The following is a 19,395-nucleotide window of genomic DNA, read 5'->3' on the forward strand; positions in this document are numbered from 1 at the left end:
GGGCCGCCTGCTCGGCGGCGGCCTCGGCGCGGGCCGCCTCCTCCCGGGCGACGCGGTCGCGCTCGGCCTGCTCGGCGGCCAGGCGCTGTGCCTCCCGCACGTCCGAGGCCTGCTCGGCGAAACGGACCTGCAGTGTCCGGGCGTCGTCGGAGGCGGTGTCGAGGACCCCGGTCAGACGGGCCCGGTCGAGCTCGGACAGCACCGCCCAGGCCACACCCGCCCGGTGTGCCCGGACGTCGGCGTCCAGCCCCGCCAGCACGGTCAGCGCGTCGACGGCCTCCCGGCCCGCGGCGTCGAGCTGCGCCGGGTCCGGCGACGGCGACGACGCCCGCTGTGCCAGCCCCGCGACGGTGCCGCGGGCCCGCTCCACCTGCGCGGGGACGGTGCAGGACACCGTCGTCGCGTACAGCCCGCGGCCCGCTGCGCGCGCCTCCTCCTGGGCCTCGGTGACCTCGTCGAGGTAGCGATCGTTGCCGCCGACCACCATCGCGGTGCCGAGTCCCTCCCGGGCGAGCTCGGCGTTGACCAGCCGGCCCCCGGTGTCGTGCACCCCGGCCAGGGTGCGGCCCCAGCCGTCGACGCGCTCGTCGTCGTAGGACAGGTCGACGGTGCTGCCGACCGGGATGAGCGCGGCGAGCCGGGCGGCCGCCTCCGGGCCGAGGCACTGGACGGTGGAGTCGGGATCGACGGTCTCCGGGGTGTCGATGTTGAGCAGCCGGACAGTGGTGCTGCGGCCGTCCAGGGTCGCCTCGAACGTGTCGCCGTCGACGATGCGGGTCACGACGGCCTGGTCCGACCCGCCGCTCGCCACGAGCCCCACACCCGCGACGGTCGCGGTGACCGCGACCACCGCGGCGATCATCTTCCCGAGCACGACCCACCCCTGTTCCCGTGCGCGCCTGCGCGCATCGGACCGATCCGACGGTGCACACGGCGCATCGCGGAACGGACGGGGGCGTTATCGGTCGGCCGGGCCGATCCCCACTACTGATGATCGCCGGCGGTGGGCCCGGTTCAGCCGTCCCCACGCTCCGCGGCGAGAGCCTTCCCGGCGCGCACGAGCACGTCGAGCTGGGCGCGGTTGTACAGCTCCCGCATCGCCCGGCCCAGGGTCTGCTCCGCCCGCTGCTCACCGACGGGTGCGTCGGTGTTCGGCGCGACCAGGCCGGGATGGGTCTCGTAGAGCGCGCGCATGTAGGGCACCATCCGGTCGGCGAGCTCCTGGCGGGTGGCCTCGTCGGCGTCGGCCGGGAGCGTGTCGAACCGGTTCTGCGTCGGGTCCGGGCGGGCGTCGGCCAGCATGTCCGCGACGGCCTGCAGCCGCTCCGAGCCCAGCACCCGCGGCAGGACGAGGGTGAGCGACCGGTCGGCCTCGGACATCGGCTGGTCGGCGGCCGCGGCGAACTCGGTGGGCAGGTCGGTGGGCGCGGCACCGTCCAGGATCAGGGCCAGCTCGGTGCGGGCCTGCTGCAGCCGCTCGATGGTGGCGGCCAGCTCGGCGTCGAGCGCGCGGGCGGCCTCCTCCGGGTGGGCGTCGGCGTCGTTCATCTCGGAGATCTGGGCCAACGAGAATCCGAGGTCGACGAGCCGCTTGATCCGCAGCAGCCGCACCAGGTGCGCCACCCCGTACTGCTTGTAGCCGTTCGCGCGCCGATCGGGCTCGGCCAGCAGCCCGATGTCGTGGTAGTGCCGCACCGCCCGCAGGCTGGTCCCCGCCAACTCGGCGACCTCACGGGTGCTCCAGGTCACGACCGTCCCCCTCGTCCGATTCCCGCTCCTGGCTCCACCTTGCCGTATCCGTCGCCGCACCGTCCCGCGTGGGCATCGGGGGCCGGGCGGGCCGGCCGCGGGATTGTGCCGCCACGTCTCGGGTAGCCCACCCGGGTGCCGAACGAGCTCGACGACCTCGCCGCCCGTATCTCCGACCTCGCCTCGTCGGCGGGCCGGACCGTCGCGGTGGCCGAGTCGCTCACCGGGGGGATGGTGTCCGCCGCACTGGCCGCGTCCAGCGGCGCCGGCGAGTGGTACCGCGGCGGTCTCGTCGCCTACTCTTCGCAGGTCAAGCACGATGTGCTGGACGTCCCCGACGGCCCGGTCGTCGACCCCGACGCGGCCCGGGTGATGGCCGAACGGGTGCGCGAGCTGCTCGGCGCGGACATCGCCGTCGCCCTCACCGGCGCGGGCGGCCCGGATCCGCAGGACGGTCAGGATCCCGGCACGGTGTTCCTCGCCGTCGCCGACGGGGCACACACCGAGGTCGTCCGCCGGGTCCTGACCGGCGAGCCGGTCGAGGTGTGTTCCGCGGCGGGCCGGGAGGCACTGCGGTTCCTCGTCGACCGGATGGGCTGACCGCCCGCAGCGCCGGTGCCACACTCGGGCCATGACCGAGCACCTCATCCGCTACTCCGGCCGCGGCGGCTTCACCCCCGGTGTGATCGCCCGGGCCCAGGGGAGCACCGTCACCACCGAGGACGGCCGGGAGCTGCTCGACTTCACCTCCGGGCAGATGAGCGCGATCCTCGGGCACTCGCACCCGGAGATCGTCGCGACCGTCCGCGACCAGGTCGGACGGCTCGACCACCTCTACAGCGGGATGCTGTCGCGGCCGGTGCTGGAGCTGTGTGAGCGGCTGTGCGCCTCGGTCGGCGGCGGCCTGGACCGGGCGATGCTGCTGACCACCGGCGCGGAGTCCAACGAGGCCGCGATCCGGATGGCCAAGCTCGTCACCGGCCGGCACGAGATCGTCTCCTTCGCCCGGTCCTGGCACGGCATGACCCAGGCCGCGGCGAACGCGACCTACGTCGCCGGCCGCGCCGGGTACGGTCCCGCCGCCCCCGGCAACTTCGCGCTGCCGGTGCCCGACCGCTACCGCCCCGACCTCGTCGACGACGCCGGGGAGCTCGACTGGCGCCGCCATCTCGACCTCGGGTTCGCCCTGATCGACGCCCAGTCCGTCGGCAGCCTCGCCGCCTGCATCGTCGAGCCGGTCCTGTCCTCCGGCGGGGTCGTCGACCTGCCGCCGGGCTACCTGGCGGCGCTGCGCGACAAGTGCCACGAGCGCGGCATGCTGCTGATCCTCGACGAGGCCCAGACAGGTCTGTGCCGCACCGGCGACTGGTACGCCCACCAGCGCGACGGCGTGGTCCCCGACATCCTCACGCTGTCGAAGACGCTCGGGGCGGGCCTGCCGCTCGCCGCCGTCCTCACCACGGCCGCGATCGAGCAGGTCGCGCACGAGCGCGGCTTCCTGTTCTTCACCACCCACGTCAACGACCCCCTCCCGGCGGCGGTCGGGCTCACCGTGCTCGACGTGCTCACCCGCGACCGGCTCGACCTGCGCGCCCGCGAGCTGGGCACGCTGCTGCAGGACGGCCTGCGGGACCTGGCCCGCACGACCGGGATGATCGGCGACGTCCGCGGCCGTGGCCTGCTGGTGGGCCTGGAGCTGGCGGGCTCCGACACCGACGCGCTCGGGGCGGCCGTCACCGCGCGGTGCGCCGAGCTGGGGCTGCACATGAACATCGTGCAGCTGCCCGGCATGGGCGGGACGTTCCGGATCGCGCCGCCGCTGACCGCGACCGAGGCCGAGATCCGCCGCGGCGTGGACATCCTCGGCACGGCCCTGGGGGAGGTGGCTCAGCCCTCGACGGCGGCCGTGCGCCGGTCCGGCGTCGCAGCGACGTGACGGCTCGCGCTCGGCGACCTCGCGGTCACGGGGTCCGGACACCGGTCAGCGCGGCGTGACGATCGTCAGCTTCCCGTCTGGCCGGACCCGTACCGCCGCCCCGGCCGGGTCGCCGGCGAGCAGCTCCGGCAGCTCGTCGTCGCGACCGCACCCGATGAACCGCGCACCGCCGTCGTCGTCGAGCCGGCCGACGACGACCGCGTGCCGGCTGCCGTCGCGGTCGTGGCGCACCGTCCAGGTCTCGACGGTCGCCGCGCCGTCGGCGGCGGTCGTCGTCGGGACGGTGGGAACGGCGTCGAGCCGGGCCTGGAGCGCGGCGCTGTCGTCGTCGCGCCAGGGGGCGGGGCGGGTGGAGTAGACCCCGGCGGAGTACTTGGACAGGAACCCGCCGTTCGCGCCGACCAGGCCGTACGTACCCGGGTCGGCCCGCAGGCGTCGCACGACCTCGGCGACCGCGTGCATCGAGTAGTCGTTCCCCGGCCCGCCGAAGAACGGCAGCCCACCGGTGACGGTGAGCCCGCGCGGGTCGTCGGCGGCCAGCCCGAGGGGGTCGGCGACCGAGGACACCGCGATCGGGAAGCAGGAGTACAGGTCGATCGCGGCGAGGTCGTCCACGCCGGTCCCGGCGCGGTCCAGGGCGTGCCGGACGGCGGCCTCGGCGGCCGGGTAGGCGCCCAGGTCGGGGCGGTCGAGCACGGCGTGCTCGGTGAGGTCGGCGTGGCCGTGCAGGAACACCCACCGCTGCGGGTCGATCCCCAGGTCGTGGGCGGTGCCGGCCGAGGTGAGGACGACCGCAGCGCCCTGGTTGACCTGGTCGCGCGAGACGAGGAACCGCGGGTACGGATCGGTGATCATCCGGTTGCGGTCGTCGGTCGTGACGAGCTCCTCGGGCGTTCGGACCTGCCGCGCGGCGGCGTGCGGGTGCCCGGCCGCGACCCGGGTGAACGGCGCGAACAGCTCGCCCATCCCGTGGGCGTGGGCGTCCCGGCCGAGGCCGAGCCGGGCGCGGCGGGCGTTCTCGCACAGCGCGTAGTAGGCGGCGGGGGAGAGCACGCCGTGCGCCTCGGCGACCGGGCTGCGCAGCTCCGAGCCGTACCCACGGTCCTCCAGCGTGCCGCCGACGTGCTCGCCGTGGTCGGGTCGCTCGGCCTCGGGGCGCGACATCAGGTCCCGCACGGTCGACATCGCCTCGGCCCCGACGAGCAGCACCGCCCCGGCCTCCCCGCGGGCGATCGCGCCGGCGAACTCGCTGACGAGCCGTTGCGGGGACTGCCCGCCGACGACGTCGAGCACCGCTCGCCGCGGGTCGGCGCCGACGCGGCGGGCGACCGCGCGCGGGTAGTTGTCCGCCCGGCCCAGCGGCGCGACCGCCCCGGGCACCGACATCTCGAACTGCCGCACCCCCGCGACGACGGTCAGCGCCGCCGCCACCGCGGCCGGGTCCGCACCGGTGTCGGCGAGCGCCGCGGCGGCCGCGGCGGCACCGAGCCCGACCGGTGACAGCGCGGCGTAACCGGGCTCGCCGATCCGCTCGGAGGCCTCCCCGACCCCGACGACGACGGGTGTCCGCGGGTCGAGGCTCATCGGACCAGCCCCGCGAGCGCGGCGATGCGGTGCTCGCAGTCGCGCGCCATCTCCCGGGTGATCTCGCCCGCGCCGCGCAGCTCGGTGAACGCGCCGACGACCTGCCCGACGAAGAACGACTGCAGCTCCTGGGCGCCGGGGTTCCCGGCGTCGGCTGCGGCGTCGATGCTCGACCAGGCCTGCAGGGTCAGCAGCGGCTGCAGCGGCATCGGCAGCGGCGCCGGCGCGCCGGGTGCGGACCACGCGTCGTGGTAGGCGCTGCGCAGCTGCCGGGCGGGCTTGCCGGTCCGGGCGGGGGAGCGGACGGTGTCGCCGCTGCCCGCGGCGAGGAACTTGCGCTTCACCGACTCCGGCGCCACGTCCTCGACACTGCACAGCCACACCGAGCCGCACCACACCCCGGCCGCGCCGAGCGCGAGCGCGGCGGCCATCTGGTCGCCCGAGGCGATGCCGCCCGCGGCCAGCACCGGACGGTCCCCGGCGACATCGACGATCTCCGGGGTGAGCACCGTCGTCGCGATCGTGCCGGTGTGCCCACCGGCCTCGGTGCCCTGCGCGACGAGCACGTCGACCCCGGCCGCGAGCTGCCGCTCGGCGTGCCGGCGGGTCCCGACCAGCGCGGCGACGGCCATCCCGGCGTCGTGCGCGCGCTCCACGAGGTGCGGCGGCGCGGTGCCGAGCGCGTTCGCGACGAGCGCGGGCCGGTGGGCGAACACCGCGTCGAGCTGGGCCTCGGCGCCGCGCCGGCTCATCCCCGCCGCGATCGCGTCGCGCCCGGGGTCGACCGGCACCCGCGGGATGCCGTAGCGGTCGAGCAGGTCGTCGACGAAGGCGAGGTGCTCGGCCGGGAGCTGCGCACGCAACGCGGCGACGAGGTCCTCCCGGTCGGCCCCGGTGTCGGCGGTCTTCTCCGGGACGAGCAGGTCGACCCCGTAGGGCCGCCCGTCGAGCTGCTCCTCGATCCAGGTCAGCTGCGCATCGAGCTCCTCGGCGGTGTAGGAGACCGCGGCGAGTACCCCGAACCCGCCGGCGCGGCTCACCTCGGTCACCACCGCGGGGGACCGGTTGAACCCGACGATCGGGTGCTCGACGCCCAGCAGATCGGTCAGCGCTGTCCTGATCACACCGGTGAGCGTATTACGGACGCACACCGTCCAGAAGTGGGTCGGTGGTCACAGCACCGTCTGGCAGGATCGCCGCCGTGCCCCCGCCGTCGCGCCGCAGCGGACGTCCGCGCGACCCGGACGTCGACCGTCGCGCCCTCGCCGCCGCCCGTGAGGTCTACGGCGAGCGAGGCTGGTCCGGGCTGTCGCTCGAGGAGGTGGCCCGCCGGTCGTCGATCGGGAAGGGGTCGCTGTACCTGCGCTGGCCGACCCGGGCGGCGCTGCTGGTGGCGGCGGTGCGTGACCGGGCCCGGTTCGTCGCCGACATCGACACCGGCTCGCTGCGCGAGGACCTGGTGACCTTCGCCGAGCTGTGGACGGCGTTCGCCACGAGCGACGACGGCCGGCTGGTCGAACGGCTGCTCGTCGACTCCCACCGGGTCCCGGAGATCGCGGGCGCGCTCGCCGACGACGCCTACCCCGAGCACGTCCGCGGGGCGCGCACGATGGTGCGCCGCGGCATCGAGCGCGGTGAACTGCCCGCCGGGACGTCGGTGGCGCTGGTCGCGGACCTGGTCGCGGGGGCGGTGCGCAACCACGTCGCGACCACCCCCGCGCACCTCGCCGCCCGCGACGACGCCCGGGGTCACGCGGCGGCGGTCGTCGACACCGTCCTGGCCGGGGTACGGGCGCGGGCTCAGCCCTCGCCGTAGGCGGCGGCGATCTCCTGCGGCCCGGCCCACCGGCTGTAGGTGGGGCCCTGCGGCCAGCCCTCCGGCGAGTCCTGCCAGACCTCCTGGCGGCCGTAGGGCAGCACGTCGACCAGCGGGAACAGGTAGGACAGCTGCTCGGTGCCGCGGCCGTCGGTGTGCCAGGTGCGGAAGACGCGGTCGCCGTCGCGCAGGAACACGTTGACCGCGAAGCCGCCCCCGGGTGGGGCGCCGACGTCGGTGCCGAAGCTGCTGTCGGCCGTCGAGTACCAGGCCATGGTGTTGCCGACGCGACGCCGGTAGGCCAGCGCCTCGTCGATCGGGCCCTGGGTGACGACCACGAAGCGGGCGTCGAACTTCTCCAGGCCGGCGAGCCGGGTGAACTGCGAGGTGAACCCCGTGCACCCGCCGCACTGCCAGACGGCGCCGTCGTGCCACATGTGGCTGTAGACGATCAGCTGCGGGTGGCCGTCGAAGATCTCGGCGAGGCGGACGGGGCCGTTCTCGCCGCGCAGGACGTAGTCGGGCATCTCGACCATCGGCAGCCGGCGACGGGCGGCGGCGATGGCGTCCAGCTCGCGGGTGGCGGCCTTCTCCCGGACGCGCAGCGCGGCGAGCTCGCGCTCCCAGGTGGCGGTGTCGACGACGGGTGGCAGGGCGGCGGTGATCGGCTCGGTCATGTGAGGCGTGACCGGCGTCGCGCCCGGAACTCATCGCTCACAGACCGCGCACAGGGACCGGACAGCATCGCGACAGTGCCGGCGTCGACGGTGGGGTCCTACCGCCACGACCCCTGAGGAGATCATCCGTGAGCACTGCGACCCCGGTCCGGCCGGGACGGGACCGCGCCGGCGCGCCGTCCGTCCCGGCGGAGACCGCCGCCCGGCCCGCCGTCCCGCAGGGGCGGGTGGCCCGCCTGCTGCGTGGCCCGGCCGGTGACCCGGGCTGGGCGCGGCCGGGGCTGCTCGTCCTGCTCGCCGGGACGGCGTTGCTGTACCTGTGGGACCTGTCGGCCTCGGGCTATGCCAACGACTTCTACGCCGCCGCGGTGCAGGCCGGGACGCAGTCGTGGAAGGCATGGCTGTTCGGGTCGCTGGACTCCGGGAACGCGATCACCGTCGACAAGCCGCCCGCGGCGCTGTGGGTGATGACGGCGTCGGCGCGGCTGTTCGGGTTCTCCTCGTGGAGCCTGTTCGTGCCGCAGGCGCTGATGGGTGTGGGCGCGGTGGCCCTGCTGCACGCGACGGTGCGGCGGTGGGCCGGGCCCGCCGCGGGGCTGCTCGCGGGTGCGGTGCTGGCGCTGACCCCGGCGGCGGTGCTGATGTTGCGGTTCGACAACCCGGACGCGCTGCTGACGCTGCTGCTGGTCGTCGCGGCCTCGGCCGGCTCGCGCGCCGTCGACGCCGCCTCGGTGCGGGCGTCCACCTGGTGGCTGGTCGCGGCCGGGTCGGCGGTCGGGTTCGCGTTCCTCACGAAGATGGGGCAGGCGCTGCTGGTCGTCCCGGCGCTCGGGCTGGTGTACCTGGTCGCCGGCTCGCCGCGGCTGCGGACCCGGATCGTGCAGATGGGCGCCGCGGTGGCGGCGATGGTCGTCTCTGCGGGGTGGTTCATCGCGCTGGTGGAGCTGTGGCCCGCGTCCGACCGCCCCTACATCGGCGGGTCGACGACGAACTCGCTGCTCGAGCTCGCGCTGGGCTACAACGGCCTCGGCCGGCTGCTCGGCGGCACCGGCAACGGTGGCGGTCCCGGCGGGGGAAGCGGTGGTGGCAACACCGGCTTCGGCGGCTCGGCCGGTCCGTTGCGGCTGTTCACCGGTGAGCTCGCCTACGAGATCTCCTGGCTGCTGCCGGCCGCGCTGATCCTCCTCGTCGCCGGGCTGTGGGTCACCCGGCGGGCGCCGCGGACCGACCGGACCCGCGCGGCGCTGCTGCTGTGGGGTGGCTGGACGCTCGTCACGGCGGCCGTGTTCTCGATGATGAGCGGCACGATGCACCCGTACTACACGGTGGCGCTGGCCCCGGGGCTCGCCGGAGTGGTGGCCGTCGGCGGGGCGGCGCTGTGGCGGGATCGGGGTGCCCGGTGGGCGCGGATCGTCGCCGCGACGACGGTGCTCGTCACCGGTGGCTGGGCGGTCGCGCTGCTGGTGGTGAGCGCGGAGTCCTTCTCCTGGCTGTCCCGGCCGGTCGGGGCGGTCACGGTGGTCGCGGCGGGGCTGATGCTCGCGCCCGGCCGGGGGCGAGCGGTGGTGCGGTCCGGTCTGGTCGCGGTGCTGGTGGCGGGGATGCTCGGGACCGGGGTGTACGCGGTGGCGACGGCGTCGACCGGGCACACCGGCAGCATCCCCTCGGTCGGGACGGTGTCGAGCTCGTTCGGCACCACCGCCGGTTCGTCCGGCGGTCCCGGCTCGGGCCCGGCCGGCCCGGGTGCGGCCGTCGGCGCGGACGGGTTCGGTGGTGCCGGGGCAACGGCCCCGGGGCAGGGCGGTGGCGTGCCCGGCTCCGGCGGCACGACCTCGGCGGAGCTGACCTCGCTGCTCGCCGCGACCCGCTCCTCGTCCGGGACGACCTGGGCGGCTGCGGTCGCCACCTCCCAGACCGCCGCGTCGCTGGAGCTGGCGAGTGGGACCGCGGTCATGTCGACCGGCGGGTGGGCCGGCAGCGACTCCGCCGTCACCCTCGCCGAGTTCCGGTCCGACGTGGAGCAGGGCCGGATCGCCTACTACGTAGCGGGCGGCCAGGGCGGTGGGCCCGGCGGCCCCGGTGGGCAGAGCGACTCGACGAGTAGCCGGATCGCGACCTGGGTCGCCGAGCACTACACGGCGACGACCGTCGGCGGTCAGACCGTCTACGACCTGTCCGCCCCGACCTCCTGACACGCTCGCCACCACCTCGCGCACCCCATCGGATCGGTGGGGTGCGCGCGGCGTCGAGGTCAGGTCGGTGCGCGCGGTGGTGGTGCGGGCGGTGGCGGTTGTGGTGTCGGACCGCAGTAGCCGTGTCCGGTCGGGGTGACGGTGACCACGATGCCGTCCGGAGCGCGGAAGACCTGCCACCCGAGTTGTTCGCGGACGTGGTTGTGGAACTCGCACACTCCGCGCCCGTTCTCCAGCTCAGTGCGTCCGCCGTCGGCATCCCGCCGGATGTGGTCGAGGTGGCGGACGGGTGCGTCGCAGTAGGGCTCGGTGCACCGGTTCTCCGCGCGTGCTTTCACGAGGGTGGCGAGGAGTCCGGTGAAGGTGCGTCTGCGGGAGTCGCCGCCGATGACCAGACCGTGGTCGGTGAGCAGGCGGCGCAGGGACTTCGTCCCCTCGGGGTTCGCGAGCAGGTCGGCCGGGACGGGCCCCAGGCCGGGGAACTCGGCAGGTAGCGGGGACCGTGGGTCGAGCAGGGCCTGGATCGGGACGGTGACCTGGACTTCGAGGTTCACGGCGGTCGCGGTGGCCTGGCCGGTGACGCGTTCGACGAGGGTGTCGGCGAGGACCTGTCCGCGGGTGCGGGTCAGGGGCCGCGGGTCGACCTGGATCTCGACGAACGCCTTCTGCAGCGCGGCCAGGCAGGCGGCGCCCTGTTCGACCGGCACGTACGCGGTCAGGTAGCTCATCGCATCCGGCGCGGGCCGCAGGGTGACCCGGCGCTCGACCCGGGCGGCATGGACGCGGGCGCGGAACCGGTCGGGGGCGATCTCGGCGACCAGACGCCGGGTCATCGCCCGCAGGCGGCCGATGCCGTAGCGGGTGAGGTCGTGCACGGCGGCGAGCCGGGCGTCGATCCGCGCGCGTTGGGTGGTGTCGAGGTCGCGGCATTCGACGGCGATCGCGGTGACCTTGGCGGCGCTGAACTGCCCGGTCTCATGGAGGCGCCGGACGTCGTCGAGCCCGGCGTGCAGGTCGCGGGCGTCGGCGACGCGGGTGCGGGCCTCGGTGGTGGAGGCCCGGCAGGCCAGTTGGATCTGGGCGACGACGCTGCGATGGATCTTGTCGACGTCGATCCGGTCGTCGACGCGGTGGCTGTCGACATGGGCCTGGGCGAAGGCGCGGATCCGGTCCGTCTGCAGGGCGGCGAGGGAAGCCCGGAGAGTCTCGATCTCCTGGATCTGGTCGATCAGCTCGGCTTCGGACAACGTGGAGGTGTCGGCGGCGAGGGCGTGGTCGAGGTGGAACCGGAGCAGGGTGAGGTCACCCGAGGGGAACCCGCCTGCGAGCACGCCGGTGGCGTGGGCGGGTGGTTCATGGGTGGCGGTCACACCGTCGACAATACTCGAACATGTGTTCGATAGCTAGTTTTCGTTCGCTATCGCGAATCTCTGAGCTGGGGTGATGTATCCGGCACGAGAGGGAAGCACCTGAATACCGGTTCTCACCTGGACGGCACGACGACCGCCGGCCAGGTGGCGGGGGACGGGATCACCCGACGTCCCGAGTGGACATCGCGCATCACCCCGTTCGTCGTCGGCCCCGACGGTGGGCCCGACCGGGCCCCACGCGAACCCCGGGGCCTCAGCCCCACTTCTCCCGCACCGAGGTGAACACCTTCTGCCCGTACGAGAACTCCACGACGTTCCCGTCCGGATCGGTCAGCGCGCAGATGTACCCCACCGGCCCCGGCATCTGCCGCGGCTCCCAGTGCAGGCACCCCGCGTCCCGGGCCCGGTCGGCGGCGGCGTCGACGTCGTCGCGGGTCGGCACCTCGATCCCCAGGTGGGCGAAGGGGCGCAGCAGCCCCAGCTCGCCACCCTGCTCGGCGTCGAACGACACCAGGACCAGCACCATCGGTGTCTCCACCTGACCGGCGTTGGACAGCCAGGCGCTCCGCCCGGCGTCGTCGGAGAAGCGTTCGACGACGGTGAGGGGTGTCATCGTCGTGTAGAAGTCGATGGCGGCGGCGAGGTCGCCGGTGGGCAGCGCGACGTGGGTCCACCGCGCCTCGGTCAGCTGTGCGTCGGTCACGGGGATTCTCTACCCGACGACGCCGCGGTCGTGCAGCCCGCCGATGGTGCGCTCGTCGAGACCGAGGACGTCGGCGAGTACCTCGTCGGTCTCCCGGCCCAGCTCGGGGGCGGCACCGGGGTCACCGTGGTCGGCGTCCCACCGGATCGGCGAGCGCGCGGTGATACCGGTGGCGCCACCGGGCAGCGCCAGATCGGCGAGCAGCGGGTGCCCTCCGGCGCGGTGCTCGGCGACGACGTGGGTCATCCCCTGGTAGCGGCCCCACAGCACGCGGGCCCGGTTCAGCTCGGACTCCACGGTCGCCGAGTCGCGCGCGGCGAACCACGGCCGCAGCACCGCCGCGATCGTCTCGCGCAGCCGGTAGCGCTCGGTCTCCGAGGTCAGATCGGCGTCGAGGGCGGGCTCCAGTGCGGCGAACACGTCACCGGTCCCGGTGACCGACACCAGCGCGTTCCACTGGGCCGGGGTCAGCGCGACGACCATCACCCGGTTCCCGTCGGAGCAGGCGAAGTCGACGCCGAAGCTGCCGTAGACGTGGTTGCCGTGCCGGGGCCGCTCGTGCCCGCGCTCGTCGGCCTCGGAGAGCCAGCCCAGGTTGGCGACGCCGGCCAGCGCCACGTCGGACAGCGCGATCTCGGAGTACACCCCGGCGCCGGTACGGGAGCGCTGGTACACCCCGGCGAGCACGGCAGTCGCGACCGACATGCCGGTGACCAGGTCCCACGCGGGCAGTACGTGGTTGACCGGGGCCGCGCCCTCCTCGCTACCGGTGATCTGCGGGATCCCGACCTCGGCGTTGACGGTGTAGTCGACGGCGGGCCGGCCGTCCGGGTAGCCCTGCACGCGCACGTGCACCAGGTCCGGTCGACGCGCGACGAGCGCGTCGTTGGCCATCCAGCGGCGGCCCACGACGTTGTCGACGAGGACACCGCGGTCCGGGCCCGGGGCCGTCGCCAGGCCCAGGACGAGCTCGCGGCCCTCGTCGGAGCGCAGGTCGATGCTGATCGAGCGCTTGCCCTTGTTCAGCGAGGCCCAGTAGTAGGAGTCGCCGGTACCGTGCCCGGCGGCGGGCCAGCGACCGTGATCGGGGCCGCCCCCGAGCGGGTCGATGCGGATGACCGAGGCCCCGAGCTGCGCGAGCGTCATGCCACCGGTGGGACCGGCGACGAAACTCGCGCACTCGACGACGTGCAGACCGGACAGCGGACGCGACATGGCGACCATCCTGCCCGGCGATGCGGCCGGACGGATCAGAGGTGTTCGATCAGCCGCTGACGGGCCAGGCGCTCGACCATCTCGGGGAGCGCTGCGGCGGAGACGACGTCGAGGTCGCGGCGGGAGCCGCGCACGACGTTGTCGACGAGGTCGGGGGAGAAACGGCCGGCGAACTCGGCGGTGAGCCGGTCGACGGCGCCCCGAACGGTGGGGTCGGTGACGGGTGGGTGGACGGAGGCCTGCACAGGAATGGTCGTTTCGGTCGAGGTGGTGTCCGGTACGCGGCGGGGTGCCGCGCCGCGCGGGATCGCGCGGTGCCGGTACGGGGTCGGTGGCACCGGCCGTGGCCGGGGCGCCGGGTGGGCGCCTCCCGGGGACGGTCCGGGCAGTTCGTCGCGGCCGGCGTGTCACCGGGCGCGATCGACTGGCATCACCGTATCGGACATACGGGCTGCGCGTCGACCGATTACGCGGGTCCCGGCTGATCGCGGTCGAGGTGGACCTCGCGGTCCGGCTCGACCGCGGCGACCCCGGTGACCACCCGCAGGGCGTCCGGGTCGTCGCACGTCCCGACGACCACCCCGACCCCCGTGAGCACCTTCTCCACCTGCAGTCCGGCGGCCGCGCAGGCCTGCGCGACGTCGTCGGCGACGTGCCCGTCGGCCACCGACACCAGCAGCCTCCCGGTCGTGCTCATCGGCCCGGGGCCCGGACGAGGCCCGCGCCGACGTCGCCCGAGGGCAGCGGCAGCCGCTGGGCGGCCTGCGTGAGCTGGGTCCACAGGTCGCGCCCGCGGGCGCCGGTGCGCTGCGACCACAGCGCCGCGATCCCGGAGACGTGCGGGGTGGCCATCGAGGTGCCCGAGATCGTGTTGGTGCGCTGGGGCATCGGCCACGACGAGTAGACGTCCACACCGGGACCGGCGATGTCGATCTGCCCGCCCTCGACCGCGGAGCTCGCCGCGGAGAAGTCGGCGATGGCCAGCGCGGCGTCCACCGCGGCGACCGCCATGATCGACGGGCTGTTCGCCGGGACGCCGACGAAGCCGACGTTCCCGGTCGAGCGCTCGGCGTTGTTGCCGGCCGCGGCGACGATCAGGGTGCCCGCGTCGAGCGCGCGCCGCCCGGCGTTCTCGTAGGCGGCGGAGACCTCGTCGAGGTCCGCGCCCAGCGACATCGAGACGACCTGCGCGCCGGAGGAGATCGCCCACTCGATGCCCTCGAGGATGCCGGCGTCGGTGCCGGAGCCGTCGTCACCGAGCACCTTGCCGACCAGGATCCTCGCCTCGTGGGCGATGCCGTAGCGGCGTCCCGAACCGGGGGCGAGCGGCCCGCACGAGGTGCCGATGCAGTGCGTGCCGTGCCCCTGCACGTCGGCGACCTCCTGGCCGTCGACGAACGAGCGCGACTCGATCTGCCGCCCGGCGAAGTCGGGGTGGCCGAGGTCGAGGCCGGTGTCGAGGACGGCGACGGTGATCCCGGCGCCGGTCTCGGCGGCGACGTCCGCGCCGGTGGCCTGCAGTCCCCAGGTGACCTGGTCGTTGTCGGCGAACCGGGCCGCGGCGGGCGCGTCGGCGGTCTCCGACGCGGCGGCGCGCTCGGCCAGGAAGCCCGCCGCGTCGGCGAACCCGCGCAGGTAGTCGGCGCTCAGCCCGGGCCGGGACAGGGCGCGCAGCACGCGTTCGGGCTCCACCGACAGCACCCGGCGGTCGGCCCGCACGGTGCGCAGCCGGGCCGGGTCCAGCTCGGCGACGGCGACGCCGAGCCGGGCGAACAGCGTCGGGTGGACCCCCGGGGTGTCGTCGCGGCTGCTGGTCACCTCGGACAGGCCGGTCAGCTCCGCCACCGCCGAGCGGGCCGTGTCGTGGTCGGCCAGCAGCTCGTCGCTGAGCACCAGCAGGTACCGGCCGGTCAGCGTGCCTGCGGTCCGGCCCGGGACGGCCGCGTGCGGGTCCACCATGTCGCCTCCGTCGATCGACTCGTGACCATCCATCGTGCCCCAGTGATCGCGCTCCGGCACGGTCTGCGGGCGAACGGGTGGTGACGGCTCAGTGCCGCTGCCCGACCGTGTCCGCCAGCAGCGCCTCGGCGACCACGTGCAGCTTCCGGTTCGTCTCGTGCGAGAGCCGGCGCAGCAGGGTGAACGCCTCGTCGGCGGAGCAGCCGCGCTGGGCCATGAGGGCCCCCTTCGCCTGCTCGATGCTGACGTGCCGGGAGAAGCGGGCCCGCAGGTGACTGTTCTCGGTGTCCAGGGCGCGGGCCAGCGCCGCGGCGGCGAGGTCGCTGCCCTCGGCGCCGGGGCTGATCAACCCGGTGACGTCCTCGATGTGGTGCAACACCCCGATGACCCGCCCGTCCGGGGCGACCAGCGGGGAGTTCACCGTGACCCACACCCGTTCGACGAAGCCGGGCGTGCCCGTCGCCGCGGGCACGTCGTGACGCTGCACCGGCAGGTGGTCGCGCAGCCCGAGGCGCAGCACCCGCGACAGCGACGCCGTCAGCCTCGCGACGCCGTCGGCGCCGGGCCGGTGCGGGTTGTCCGGCAGCGCGGCCGTCAGCGGCCTGCCGACCAGCTCGCCGGGCGCGCGCAGGGTCGCCGCACAGAAGGCCGCGTTCGCCCCCACGACCGTGAACTCCCGGTCGACGACCAGGTACGGGGAGCGCGTGGCACGGAACGCGGGATCGTCGCAGCAGGCGCGCAGGATCTGCGCGTCCGAGGACCCGGAAAACATCTCGACCTCCGCCGCGCCGGAACGCGACGGTTCGGCGGGTGCCGCGGCGAGCGGCACCGGAGACCTGGCCCGGCGCGTCCGGCAGATGATGTCTGCGGAAACGGTTCCCGGGGCGGACCCCGGGATGCCGGGCCGGTTGCTTGACCCTGCGTGCTCGCGTCCGGAACCTGACGGTTCGCGGACGTCGGGAAGAACGTTAGGACAGTGCGTCACGCCTGCTGACAGCGGGTGTCCGATTACTCCGGACGCCGCGTTCGCGACCCCCGGATGCAGTGACCGGATAGTCCAATCCATATCCGGAGTTACGGTAGGGTCGCGTCGACCCCACCCCGGAAGCCCCCAGGAGCAACGATGCTCGGTCTGATGCAGGACCGTCCCCTGACGCTGCCGCACGTCTTCCACCGTGCCGAGCAGTACTTCGGACACAAGGAGATCGTCACCGCCACCCCGGCGGGGACGGTCCGCACCACCACGGTCGCCGAGTGGGCCGTACGCACCCGCCGGCTGGCCACCGTGCTCGACACCCTCGGCGTCTCCGCCGACGGCCGGGTCGGGACGTTCTGCTGGAACACCGACCGGCACCTGGAGCTGTACCTGGCGGTGCCGTGCACCGGCCGGGTCCTGCACACGCTCAACCTGCGGTTGTTCCCCGACCAGCTCGTCTACGTGGCCGACCACGCCGAGGACGAGGTCGTGTTCGTCGAGCGCTCCCTGCTCGGCCTGTTCTGGCCGCACGTGGACCGGATGACCACGGTGCGCCACGTCGTCGTCATCGACGACGGCGCGCCGACCGAGATCCCCGACGACCCGCGCATCCGGCTCTACGAGGAGCTCCTGGCCGCGGCCGAGCCGTTCGCGGGCCGGTTCGTCGTCTCCGACGAGAACACCGCCGCCGCCATGTGCTACACCTCCGGCACCACCGGCAACCCCAAGGGCGTCGTCTACTCGCACCGCTCGACGCTGCTGCACTCGCTCGCGACCCTGTTCGCCGACGGCGTCGGGCTCTGCGAGCGCGACGTGGTCCTGCCGGTCGTCCCGATGTTCCACGCCAACGCCTGGGGCCTGCCCTACGGCTGCCTGCTCGCCGGCACCTCGCTGGTGCTGCCCGGGCCCGGCATGACCCCGGACGCGGTCCTGACGCTGATCCAGGACCACCGCGTCACCGTCGCCGCGGGCGTCCCGACGATCTGGATGGGCCTGCTGCCCAAGCTCGGCGAGTACGACTGCTCGTCGCTGCGGATCCTGCTCTGCGGCGGCTCGGCGGTGCCGAAGTCGATGTCGGAGGGCTTCCGCACCGCGATCGGCCTGCCGGTCCTGCAGGGATGGGGGATGACCGAGACCTCGCCGGTGGCGACCCTGGGCGTGCTGCGCTCCCAGCACGACGACCTGTCCGACGACGACAAGGCCACCGTGCGCGCCCTGCAGGGCCCCCCGGTCCCGCTCGTCGACCTGCGCATCGCCGACCCCGAGACCGGTGCCGAGCAGCCCTGGGACGGCACCACCAGCGGTGAGGTACAGGTGGCGGGCCCGTGGATCGCCTCGGAGTACTACCGCGGCGAGGGCGGCGGCACGCAGTTCACCTCCGACGGCTGGCTGCGCACCGGCGACGTCGCCGTCGTCGACGGCTCGGGCTACGTCAAGCTCGTCGACCGCACCAAGGACCTGGTCAAGTCCGGTGGTGAGTGGATCAGCTCGGTGGAGCTGGAGAACGAGATCATGGCGCACCCGAAGGTCGCCGAGGCCGCGGTCATCGCGATCCCGCACGAGCGCTGGGTGGAGCGCCCGATGGCCTGCGTCGTGGTGAAGGACGGCGAGACCCTCACCGCCGACGAGCTCCTCGCCTTCCTGACCGACCGGGTCGCCAAGTGGTGGCTCCCCGATGCCGTCGAGTTCATCGACGAGGTGCCCAAGACGAGCGTCGGCAAGTTCTCCAAGAAGACCCTGCGGGAGAAGTTCGAGGGCTACTCGCTGAGCTGAGCGGCCGCCTCGCGGTCCGTGGTCCCGGTGCGTGGCGCCGGGACCACCGCCGCGCCGCCCTGCTCGGGGATGACACCGTCCGGGACGGCCGCGGCGGCCCCGGCGAGCAGGTCGAGGCAGTGCACCTCGCCGCACCCGTCGCCGACGACCACCGTCCCGCCCCCCACCGCGACCGCGGTCAGCGGCGCGTCCAGCGGCACCCGGCCGAGCGCCGTCGCCGAGGTCAGGTCCCACAGCACCGCCGTGCCGTCCGAGCCCGCGGTCACCGCGCGGCACCGGCCCGCACCGGCGGCCGCGGTCAGGTGCGCCGCGTCGGCGCGCACCGTCGTCACCGCGGCCGACCCGGCCCGCCAGACGTGCACCCGGCCGTCGGCGTCGCAGACCACGCCGTGGCAGCCGTCGTCGTCGACGGCGACGGCGGTGACCAGCCCGGCCGGCAGCGCCACCGTGACCACCTCCGCCGCGGCGGGCCGCCAGCAGGCCAGCAGGCCGTCCGCGGCGAGCAGCACCGTCGCCCCGCCGGGGGTCGGCGCGGCCACCCGCGGTGCCGACGGCAGCCGGGTGGTGCGGAAGGCCCGCCCGCTGCGCGCGTCGCGCACGGCGACCGTGCCGTCCGTCTCACCGGTCACCACCAGCGCACCCCGCCCGGCCAGCACACGACCGGGCAGCGACACCGCACCGGCCCGCACCCCGGTCGTCGCGTAGCGCTCCTCGACGGTCGCGGTCCCGGTGACGGCGAACAGCCTCGTCCCGGACGGGTCGAACCACAGCGGGCCCGCACCGGCCGGGACGCCCCAGCGACGCGCGCCGGTGGCCGGGTCGTGCGCGAGCAGCCCGTCGGAGCGGCGACCGGCCGAGACGACCAGGCCGGTGCTCGCGGCGACCGCACCGACCGCGGGGGAGACCCCGGTGTGCCCGCCGGCACCCGGCCGGGCCCGTGCCGGGTCCCAGACCAGGACGCGGCCGTGGTCGTCCCCGGTCGCGACGACGGTGCCCGCGGCGTCGGCGGTGACCGCCCGCACCGCGGCGCCGTGCCCGGCGAGCTCGGCGACCTGGCCGGGTCCGGTGGTCGGGACGAGCTGCACGGTCCCGTCCACCCGCCCGACGACGACCCGGCCCTCACCGGCGCACGCGGCCGCGGTGACCGCGACGCCGTCGCCGGGGACGTCGAGCCGCACCGCGTCCTGCGGCACCCCGTCGACCAGCGCGAACACGTGCAGCGCACCGTCGGCGGTGGCCGCGAGCAGCTGCCCTGCCGCCGGCACCACCACGGCGACCACGGCGGGCCCGCCCTCCAGCAGTCCCAGCGGGGCCCCGGTCGCCGGGTCCCAGGACCGCAGCGTGCCGTCCACCCCGCCGGACACGACGGTGCCCTGGCCGGTCGCGGTCAGCGCGGTCACCGGGCCGGCGTGGCCGCGGGCGACCGAGACGGCCGCGCCGCTGGT

Annotated in this window: 18 protein-coding genes; 5 read left to right on the top strand and 13 right to left on the bottom strand. The window is 74.9% G+C overall.

Annotated elements, in window-relative coordinates:
- Both NH602_RS13665 and NH602_RS13670 read right to left on the bottom strand, forming a co-directional pair.
- Positions 1–874, bottom strand: an 874-nt coding sequence (locus NH602_RS13665) for a thermonuclease family protein (protein ID WP_253068019.1), incomplete at its 3' end; no start/stop codon positions are given.
- 140 nt (positions 875–1,014) lie between these two features.
- Entirely contained in the window at positions 1,015–1,749 is a 735-nt protein-coding gene (locus NH602_RS13670; protein ID WP_179762256.1) for a MerR family transcriptional regulator, read from the bottom strand.
- A gap of 135 nt (positions 1,750–1,884) precedes the next feature.
- Here NH602_RS13670 and NH602_RS13675 point away from each other — a divergent pair, with 135 nt between their 5' ends.
- Positions 1,885–2,349: a CinA family protein gene (locus tag NH602_RS13675; RefSeq protein WP_073577245.1), complete on the top strand. Its 465-nt coding sequence runs from the start codon at positions 1,885–1,887 to the stop codon at positions 2,347–2,349.
- Between the two features lie 31 nt (positions 2,350–2,380).
- Positions 2,381–3,685, top strand: coding sequence for an aspartate aminotransferase family protein (locus tag NH602_RS13680; protein WP_253068020.1), 1,305 nt, complete (start codon positions 2,381–2,383; stop codon positions 3,683–3,685).
- 45 nt (positions 3,686–3,730) lie between these two features.
- Here the strand turns inward: NH602_RS13680 and NH602_RS13685 are convergent, their stop codons facing one another.
- Both NH602_RS13685 and NH602_RS13690 read right to left on the bottom strand, forming a co-directional pair.
- Positions 3,731–5,269 (bottom strand): acetyl-CoA acetyltransferase, encoded by a 1,539-nt coding sequence (locus tag NH602_RS13685; protein WP_253068021.1) that lies wholly within the window; start codon positions 5,267–5,269, stop codon positions 3,731–3,733.
- Positions 5,266–6,393: a nitronate monooxygenase family protein gene (locus NH602_RS13690; protein ID WP_253068022.1), complete on the bottom strand. Its 1,128-nt coding sequence runs from the start codon at positions 6,391–6,393 to the stop codon at positions 5,266–5,268. Before NH602_RS13690 ends, NH602_RS13685 begins: the two co-directional genes overlap by 4 nt.
- Before the next feature lie 77 nt (positions 6,394–6,470).
- Here NH602_RS13690 and NH602_RS13695 point away from each other — a divergent pair, with 77 nt between their 5' ends.
- A complete protein-coding gene (locus NH602_RS13695; protein WP_226350569.1) occupies positions 6,471–7,085 on the top strand; it encodes a TetR/AcrR family transcriptional regulator in 615 nt (204 codons plus the stop codon).
- Here the strand turns inward: NH602_RS13695 and NH602_RS13700 are convergent.
- A complete protein-coding gene (locus tag NH602_RS13700) occupies positions 7,070–7,762 on the bottom strand; it encodes a DUF899 family protein (RefSeq protein WP_100878256.1) in 693 nt (230 codons plus the stop codon). The two genes, NH602_RS13695 and NH602_RS13700, sit on opposite strands and share 16 nt — an antisense overlap.
- Positions 7,763–7,890: 128 nt before the next feature.
- Here NH602_RS13700 and NH602_RS13705 point away from each other — a divergent pair, with 128 nt between their 5' ends.
- Entirely contained in the window at positions 7,891–9,954 is a 2,064-nt protein-coding gene (locus NH602_RS13705; RefSeq protein WP_374210168.1) for a glycosyltransferase family 39 protein, read from the top strand.
- Between the two features lie 59 nt (positions 9,955–10,013).
- Here the strand turns inward: NH602_RS13705 and NH602_RS13710 are convergent, their stop codons facing one another.
- The 7 genes from NH602_RS13710 to NH602_RS13740 all read right to left on the bottom strand — a co-directional run bounded on the left by NH602_RS13710 (position 10,014) and on the right by NH602_RS13740 (position 15,973).
- Positions 10,014–11,324: an HNH endonuclease signature motif containing protein gene (locus NH602_RS13710; RefSeq protein WP_253068023.1), complete on the bottom strand. Its 1,311-nt coding sequence runs from the start codon at positions 11,322–11,324 to the stop codon at positions 10,014–10,016.
- A gap of 253 nt (positions 11,325–11,577) precedes the next feature.
- Positions 11,578–12,027, bottom strand: a complete 450-nt coding sequence (locus tag NH602_RS13715; protein WP_253068024.1) for a VOC family protein — start codon at positions 12,025–12,027, stop codon at positions 11,578–11,580.
- A 9-nt stretch (positions 12,028–12,036) separates the two neighbouring features.
- Positions 12,037–13,242: a CoA transferase gene (locus NH602_RS13720; RefSeq protein ID WP_073577239.1), complete on the bottom strand. Its 1,206-nt coding sequence runs from the start codon at positions 13,240–13,242 to the stop codon at positions 12,037–12,039.
- Between the two features lie 35 nt (positions 13,243–13,277).
- Positions 13,278–13,487 (bottom strand): hypothetical protein, encoded by a 210-nt coding sequence (locus tag NH602_RS13725; protein WP_253068025.1) that lies wholly within the window; start codon positions 13,485–13,487, stop codon positions 13,278–13,280.
- 221 nt (positions 13,488–13,708) lie between these two features.
- Positions 13,709–13,939, bottom strand: a complete 231-nt coding sequence (locus tag NH602_RS13730) for a hypothetical protein (protein WP_253068026.1) — start codon at positions 13,937–13,939, stop codon at positions 13,709–13,711.
- Entirely contained in the window at positions 13,936–15,201 is a 1,266-nt protein-coding gene (locus NH602_RS13735; protein WP_073577314.1) for a S8 family serine peptidase, read from the bottom strand. Before NH602_RS13735 ends, NH602_RS13730 begins: the two co-directional genes overlap by 4 nt.
- A gap of 88 nt (positions 15,202–15,289) precedes the next feature.
- Positions 15,290–15,973 (bottom strand): ANTAR domain-containing protein, encoded by a 684-nt coding sequence (locus NH602_RS13740; RefSeq protein ID WP_073577313.1) that lies wholly within the window; start codon positions 15,971–15,973, stop codon positions 15,290–15,292.
- 351 nt (positions 15,974–16,324) lie between these two features.
- Between NH602_RS13740 and NH602_RS13745 the strand changes: the two genes are divergently transcribed.
- The gene (locus NH602_RS13745; protein ID WP_073577236.1) at positions 16,325–17,950 is read left to right on the top strand and encodes a long-chain fatty acid--CoA ligase; all 1,626 of its coding nucleotides are present in this window, start codon (positions 16,325–16,327) and stop codon (positions 17,948–17,950) included.
- Here the strand turns inward: NH602_RS13745 and NH602_RS13750 are convergent.
- The coding region (locus NH602_RS13750) for a PQQ-binding-like beta-propeller repeat protein (protein WP_253068027.1) at positions 17,935–19,395 on the bottom strand (1,461 nt) is incomplete at its 5' end. The genes NH602_RS13745 and NH602_RS13750 overlap by 16 nt on opposite strands.

The organism is Pseudonocardia sp. McavD-2-B (assembly GCF_024124365.1).
GTDB lineage: Bacteria > Actinomycetota > Actinomycetes > Mycobacteriales > Pseudonocardiaceae > Pseudonocardia > Pseudonocardia alni.